The sequence below is a fragment of the Rubrivirga sp. genome, from assembly GCF_049648075.1.
Taxonomy (GTDB): Bacteria; Bacteroidota; Rhodothermia; order Rhodothermales; family Rubricoccaceae; genus Rubrivirga.
This window is the reverse complement of the sequence record NZ_JBARYR010000210.1, coordinates 1-6781: the sequence shown is the minus strand read 5'-3', so window position 1 is coordinate 6781 and position 6781 is coordinate 1. Positions and strand designations below refer to the sequence as shown.

Genomic DNA, 6781 nt, shown 5'->3' with positions numbered 1-6781 from the left:
GCGCGGCTCGGGTTGCCGCTCGCGCTCGCCATCATTGGCGGGCAGCCGCACCGGTTCGCGCCTCTCGTGGACCTGTACCGTCAGGCCGGCGGGGAGGCCGGGCACGACGCACAAAAGCTCAAGGTCTCGATCAACGGCCACGGCTTCCTGGCCGACACGACCGAGGCCGCCGTCGAGGTCGCCCACGACCCGTTTATGGAGACGATGGGGCGGATCGGGCGCGAGCGGGGCTGGCCACCGCCCTCGAGGGCGCAGTTCGACGCCGAGCGGCGGCTCGACGGAGCCCTCGTCCTGGGGAGCCCGCAGGAGGCCATCGACAAGATCCTGTACCAGCACGGGCTGTTCGGCCACGACCGGCACCTGGTCCAGCTCACCGTCGGGCCGATCGAGCACGCCCAGGTGCTCCGGGCCATCGAGTTGTTCGGGACCGAGGTCGCGCCCGTCGTCCGCCGTGAGGTGGGTGTGCCGGCCTAGCGTCCCTTAGGCGATGCCCAGGACATACCTCGAGGACGTTCATCTGGATTTCGGCACGGGCCTCTTTCCCGGCCTCGCACAGTGCCGTAGTTTTTGCGTCGTTCGCCGGCCAGCCCGGCGGTCTGCCAATGTAGCTCAGGGGTAGAGCAGCTCATTCGTAATGAGCAGGTCGACAGTTCAAATCTGTCCATTGGCTCTCGCGATACGCGCCCTTCATTGTAAAGTGAAGGGCGCTTCTGCGTTGGGACTGGTGCGGACCCTTCCGCTCTCGGAGTGGCTCGAATGGCCTGCAGGAAACCATTCCCAGTGGGAAGAATGCCACTCGAGCTTTCGAAGGCGTCGTCGGTCGAGGCGCCGTCGTGTGTTCAGCCCCCGTAGAGCGCCGAGGCTGCCACGTGCGATGCCTCGCAAGCAGCGTTTACGACTCTCTCACGCTTGTCCATCCAACGGCTCGACCCACACGACGGCCCTCCGGATCAGCTCCGGCAAAGTGTCGGCGCCTAGTTTGGTCTTGATGTTCGCCCGGTGGCTCTCGATGGTCTTGGGGCTCAGGATCATCGTGTCCGCCATCTGCTGCGTCGTGAGGCCTCGACCGATGAGTTCGAAGACTTCCAGTTCGCGATCCGAGAGACTCGAGACCGGCGACGAGGAGCCGGTCCTCCTGCTCAGAACCCCCTCGACAAGCGTGTCCCGGAGGCCACCGCTGACGTAGAGCTCGCCGGCGCTCACGTCTCGGATTGCATCGATGAACCGCTCCGAGGAGTTGTCCTTCATCAAGTAGCCGTGAGCGCCCGCCTTCATAGACCTCTCCCCGTACAGGGCCTCGTCGTGCGCTGAGACAACGAGGATGCGCACGTCCGTACCGAGCGACTTTAGGCGTTTGACGAACTCGATCCCGTTGGCTCCTGGCAGTTGGAGGTCGAGCACGACGACATCGGGCTGGAGGTCCTCAATCTGAGAGAACGCCTCTTCCGCCGAGGTGGCCAACCCGCAGACTTCCAAATCGTCCTCGAGGCGGATGAGGCTCTGATACCCCGCCATCATGATGGGGTGGTCCTCAACCAAGAAGATGGTGGTCATGATTGTCTAGTGGTGTGGGAGTCCGTCACGGCGTGGTGGGGGGCACAGATTAAGATCTGAGTGCCCTTCCCGATCTTAGAATCGATGTCGATCGTTCCGCCGAGGAGGTTGACCCGTTCTCTCGAGGTCGTCAGCCCGAACCCAGGCGGGACCTCGGTCGCGTCGAACCCAACGCCGTCGTCCTCGACGGAGATGCAGACGTCGTCTCCTTGGTCGTAGATCTTTACCCGCGCCTGGCTGGCCCCGGCGTGCTTCACGATGTTGAAGAGCATCTCCCGGGTGACGCGGACGAGCAACGACTGAACGGCGGGGTCGATGTCCGCTCTGTTCTCGTCCTCGACGGTCATCTTGAGCCCGTGTACGTCACTCATGCTGTGAGCGATCCAACCGAGCGCGGGCCCGATGCCCTCGTCGGTGAGCGTCGGGGGGCTCATGTCTACAGCGAGCGTGCGGCAGCTCAACACGGCCGCCTTGAGGGCGGAGCTGACGAGCTCGACCGCGTCATCGCTGGCCTCACCCGTCGTACGGCGCATCACGGTCAGCTGCGCTTGCGCGCCGAACAGGATCTGCTGGAGGTCGTCGTGGAGGACCATCGCGAGGCGCCGCCGCTCGTTGTCCTCGGCCCGCGTGAGCTCCGCGGCGAGAGAGCGGACTTGTGCCGTCCGGTCCTGCACGCGCTTTTCGAGCGTGGACGCGAAGGCCTCGAGGTTCTCCCGGGCGCGAGAAAGCTCCGTCACGTCCTGCGACACGATTGCGATCGCCGTGATCTCGTCCCCCTCACGGACCGGCTGGACGTAGAGCGACCACTCTCGGTCGTCGTCGGGTTGGCCCGGAGCCGCCGCCTTGACGGAGACGCCGAGCTGCGGGTCGCCGGTCTCCAGGACCCTCTCGATGAGCGGTTCCGTGACCTCGCCCAGAGAGGGGAACAGGTCGACGGCTCGGGAGCCCAGGATCTCTGATTCCGTGGTGCCTAGGAAGCGTTCGAGCCTCTCGTTTACACGGACGAACCGTCCCTCGAGGTCGAGCACGGAGATTACGAGGGGCACGGCGTCGAAGTAGGCGCTGATCTCAGCGAGCTGCCTCTGAACTTGAGACGCCGCCCGCTTCAAGTCGGTCACGTCGAAGATGACGCCCGACATCGCGTTCTCGGTGCTCCCTTCGTGCGACTGGCGGTGCCCGCGCACCTCGAACCACCTCCAGTCCCCTTCTCTGTCGCTGTCAGGGAGACGGACGGTGTACTCGAGCACCGACGTGGCCCCAGACCGCACCGCCTCGGTGGCCGAGACGATGGTGTCCAGGTCGTCGGGGTGAGCTCGGGAGAGGATCTCCTCGAGCTCCGCGCCCTCGACGGCCCCGACCATCGCGCGCGATCGCTCGTCCAAGACCACCTCGTCGGTGTCCAGGTCTCGCGACCAGAACCCGATGTCGGCGGCGCTCAGGACGAAGTTGAGCTCGGAGAGCACGCGTGAGCGCTCCTCTTCGGCGCGCTTCCGGTCCGTGATGTCCCGGACGACCACGTTGACGCCTCGGACCTCGCCGGAGTCGCCGAACTCGGGCACGTAGCTACACAGCCAGTCGCGCTGTTCGTCGGGGTCACGGAGCGTGGCCCCCTTGAACTCGAGGTCCTCGACCGCCTCCCCCGTCTCGATGATGCGTTCGAGGATCGGCTCCACCTTCTCGGCCAGGAGCGGGAAGAGGTCGCTCCCTCGCTGGCCGAGGTGGTCCTCGACGGGGAGCCCGTTGATCGAAGCGAGACGCTCGTTGATGCGGCGGTACCTCAGCTCGTGGTCCATGAACGCGAGGCCGACGGGCGCCGTCCCGTAGACCGCCTCGATCTCGGAGAGTTGGTTCTGGATCGTCTCCCCATCGAGGGTGCGCCGGCGGGCTTCCGAGAGCACCGCGCCGACGGTCTCCGCGAAGTCCGTGTCGCGCTCACTGAACGCGGCCGCCTCGGTCGCGAACACGCCCATGGCCCCCCATGGCCGCGACCTCGAGGACCGGATCGCGACCGTGATCGCGCTGCGGGTGCCGAACTCCGTGACCAAGCGCGTGTTGACGAAGCGCCCGTCCTCTTGTTGGTCGGCCACGCTGAGCGGCTCGTCCCTCTCCAACGTCGCACCGATCTGGGAGTCCCGGACGGGGAGGGCCACGGACCCCACGGACTGGGTCGGCCACCCCGATCCGAACGTGAGGAGGAGGTCGTCGGAGTCGTCCCGGAGTTCGAAGAGCCCGACCTGCTCGGCGTCGAGCCCGTCTTGGAGCACGTCGCACGCCCTCTCGCACAAGTCCACGAACGGCTCTCCAGCGAGGGCCCTGCGGCCGAGGTCCGCGACGGCCTCCTGCTGGCGGGCACGGCGGGCGGCGTCGTCGCGGGCCTCTCGGAGGTCCGTGATGTCGATCAGCGTCAGGACGACGCCGTCGATTCGGTCCTCGACCGTTCGGTACGGCGTGAACCGGGCCGTGAACCAGCGGCCGTCCTCGCTTTCGATCTCGACCTCCTCGGTGGCGAGCGAGTCGAGGACGCGCTGCGACGCCTCGGCGAACCCGTCGAAGAGGAGGCGGTGGGTGATGTGCTCGAACGGCCGGCCGGAGTCGGTCGGGAGCACGTGGAAAAGCTCGGCGGCTCGCGGGGTGTACCGCTTGAGCATGAGCGAGCGGTCGAGGAACAGCGTCGCGATCTCCGTCGACGCCATCAAGTTTTGGAGGTCGGAGTTCGAGCGGAGCAGCTCGTCGACCTTGTTCTTGAGCTCCTGGTTGACGGTCTGGAGCTCCTCGTTGGTGCTCTGGAGCTCCTCCTTCGAGGTCTCGAGCTCCCCGGTCGTCGACTGGAGCTCCTCGTTGATCGACTGGAGCTCTTCGTTGGACGCCTTGAGCTCCTCGTTCGAGGTCTCGCCCTCCTCGATGACGAGCTGGAGCCGTTGCCGCGTCCGCTGAAGCTCGTCCTCGAGGTGGAGCGTCGCGTCGCTCGAGCCGTCCTCGGCGGTGCTGGACCGGACGGGTTCGGAGCCGAGGGCCTCGACCGTCGCCGGGTCGAGCTCGACGAAGACGACCTCGGCCTGCCCATCTTGGGCCGCGTCGCCCCCGACGGGACCGACGTGGAGCCTCACGACGCGCTCCCGCCCCCCGACCTCGACGCGCTGGAACCGCGTGTCCGTGGCGTCGCCCGTCGAGAACGCTCGGAAGAGCGCGGCCCGGAGGTCGAGCCGGAACGTCTGGAGGACCTTGTCGATGACGTTCTGGGTGACCGGCCCCTCGCGGTCGAGGAGGTACGCCCCGGCATCGCCGAACACGTGGGTGATGTCGTAGTGCCGGTCGACGAGCAGCCGCGGGGGGGCGTACTGGTCGAGGGTCCACTCTTTGTACCGCTCCACGATCCCGACTCGGGGGGGCTCGACGGTGCGAGGGCGGTCCGGGGCCGCACCGCGCTGCCCGTCTCCCGTGCCGATATCGAGGACGCGCGGGAACCCGCCCCCGTCGCGCCGGGCGTAGATCCGGGCCAGTTTCTCTACCGCCTTGAAGCCTTTCGTGAGCATTCCAGGTCCCTCGGCCGAGCCCAGGAACAGCCATCCCGGGGTCCGAAGCGCGTAGTGGAACGTCGCCAGCACGCGCTCCTGCACGGTGCGGTTGAAGTAGATCAGCACGTTGCGGCACGCCACCAGGTCGAGGCGCGAGAACGGCGGATCGGAGAGCAGGTTGTGACGAGCGAACAGGACGATCTGGCGGAGCTCGGTCTTGACGCGGACCCCCGTCGAGTCGGAGTCGAAAAAGCGCCGGAGCCGGCTCTGCGACACGTCGGCGGCGGCGACGTCTGGGTAGTGGCCCTCCCGCGCTTTTTCCAGCGCCGCGTCGTCGATGTCGGTCGCGAAGATCTGGAGGTCCGGCGGATCGCTCAGGGTGTCCCGGTGCTCGCACAAGAGCATGGCGATCGAGTAGGCCTCCTCGCCCGTGGCGCACCCGGCGACCCAGACGCGCACTTGGTCGTGCCGGCTCTTGCCGACGAACAGCTCGGGCACGACCTCTTTCTCGAACACGTCAAACGCGTCCTCGTCGCGGAAGAACTGCGTCACCGAGATCAAGAAGTCGCGCAGCAGCGCCTGGACCTCCTCGTCGGTGTTGCGGAGGTAGGCGGCGTACTCCGGGAGGTTCGGCTGCTTGGTGACCTGGAGGCGCCGGGCGAGGCGGCGCAGGATCGTCGTCCGTTTGTAGTCGGCGAAGTCGTGGGCCGTCTTGTTGCGGAGGTGGGCGAAGATGGCCTGGAGGGCCTGGTGGTCGTCCTCGGGCAGCTCCTCCGTCGACGGGTCGGGCAGCGTGACGAGGCCGGAGGCCCGCCGGATCTGGACGAGCTTGTTCGCGAGGTCGGCCGCCGTCCCCTGGACGTCGACGAGCCCCGTGCCGATGGCGCTCCGGGGCATCCCGTCGTACTCGGCGGCGTCGGGGGACTGGGCCATCGTGAGGCCGCCCCGCTCCTTGACGGCTTTGAGGCCGATGGACCCGTCGGCTCCGGTCCCGGACAACACCACGCAGACGGCTCTCGCCCCCTGGTCGTCGGCGAGCGTTCGGAAAAAGTGGTCGACGGCCGCGGGCCGCCCCCGGTCGCGGCGGGACTCCACGAGTTGGAGGTGCCCGTCCTCGATCTCGAGGTGCTTCCCGGGCGGGATGACGTAGACGCGGTCCGGCTCCACGCCCGGGTGGTCCGCCACCTGCGTGACGGTCATCTCGGTCTTCGCCTGGACGAGCTGGGCCAGCGCGCTCTCGTGGTCGGGCGAGAGGTGCTGCACCAAGACGAACGCCATGCCGGGCCGGGCCGGGAGGGCCGAGAAGAACTCCTGGAACGCCTTGAGACCGCCGGCCGACGCCCCGATCCCGACGATGGGGAACGTGTCCGCGTCGGAGGGGCCGGGGTTGCTGATCCCGTCGATCTCCGACTTCTCCCTGCCGAGGGCCACCCCGTCGGTGTCGTCGCTGCTCATGTGTCCGTGTTCTAAGAGGTTGACAATGTAGGAGTAGATATGGGGGATTCCTCTAAGGAACTCACTGGTTTCCACGAGGGCGGATGCTGATGGGGCGGACGCCGACCGCGTCTCTCGGCCCGTCACGTGTCTAGACCGCGAAAGCCCCGCCCTCGAGGTGGACCAGGCCCAGCTCCGCGAGGGCGTCCAGCACCTCGGAGACGGCCGCGACGCGGGCGCCCTGGAAGCGACCGGCGACCTCGAGGGGCGTGGCGGCC

At 67.5% G+C, this 6781-nt stretch carries 3 protein-coding genes and 1 tRNA gene; 2 read left to right on the top strand and 2 right to left on the bottom strand.

The window, feature by feature from the left end; translation table 11 throughout:
* Together WBA11_RS06100 and WBA11_RS06095 are read left to right on the top strand one after the other, a co-directional pair.
* The coding region (locus tag WBA11_RS06100; RefSeq protein ID WP_424519820.1) for an LLM class flavin-dependent oxidoreductase at positions 1-474 on the top strand (474 nt) is incomplete at its 5' end.
* 124 nt (positions 475-598) lie between these two features.
* Positions 599-670, top strand: a tRNA-Thr gene (locus tag WBA11_RS06095).
* Positions 671-903: 233 nt separating this feature from the next.
* Here WBA11_RS06095 and WBA11_RS06090 read toward each other — a convergent pair.
* Together WBA11_RS06090 and WBA11_RS06085 are read right to left on the bottom strand one after the other, a co-directional pair.
* Complete coding sequence (locus tag WBA11_RS06090) at positions 904-1554, bottom strand: response regulator (RefSeq protein ID WP_424519819.1); 651 nt, start codon at positions 1552-1554, stop codon at positions 904-906.
* A complete protein-coding gene (locus tag WBA11_RS06085; protein WP_424519818.1) occupies positions 1551-6524 on the bottom strand; it encodes a CheR family methyltransferase in 4974 nt (1657 codons plus the stop codon). The genes WBA11_RS06090 and WBA11_RS06085 overlap by 4 nt, the downstream gene beginning before the upstream one ends.
* Positions 6525-6781: the final 257 nt, after the last annotated feature.

Bases quoted from the DNA above. Each gene is read 5' to 3' on its own strand.
- WBA11_RS06090 (WP_424519819.1), bottom strand. From the start codon at position 1,554: ATGACCACCATCTTCTTGGTTGAGGACCACCCCATCATGATGGCGGGG.
- WBA11_RS06085 (WP_424519818.1), bottom strand. From the start codon at position 6,524: ATGAGCAGCGACGACACCGACGGGGTGGCCCTCGGCAGGGAGAAGTCG.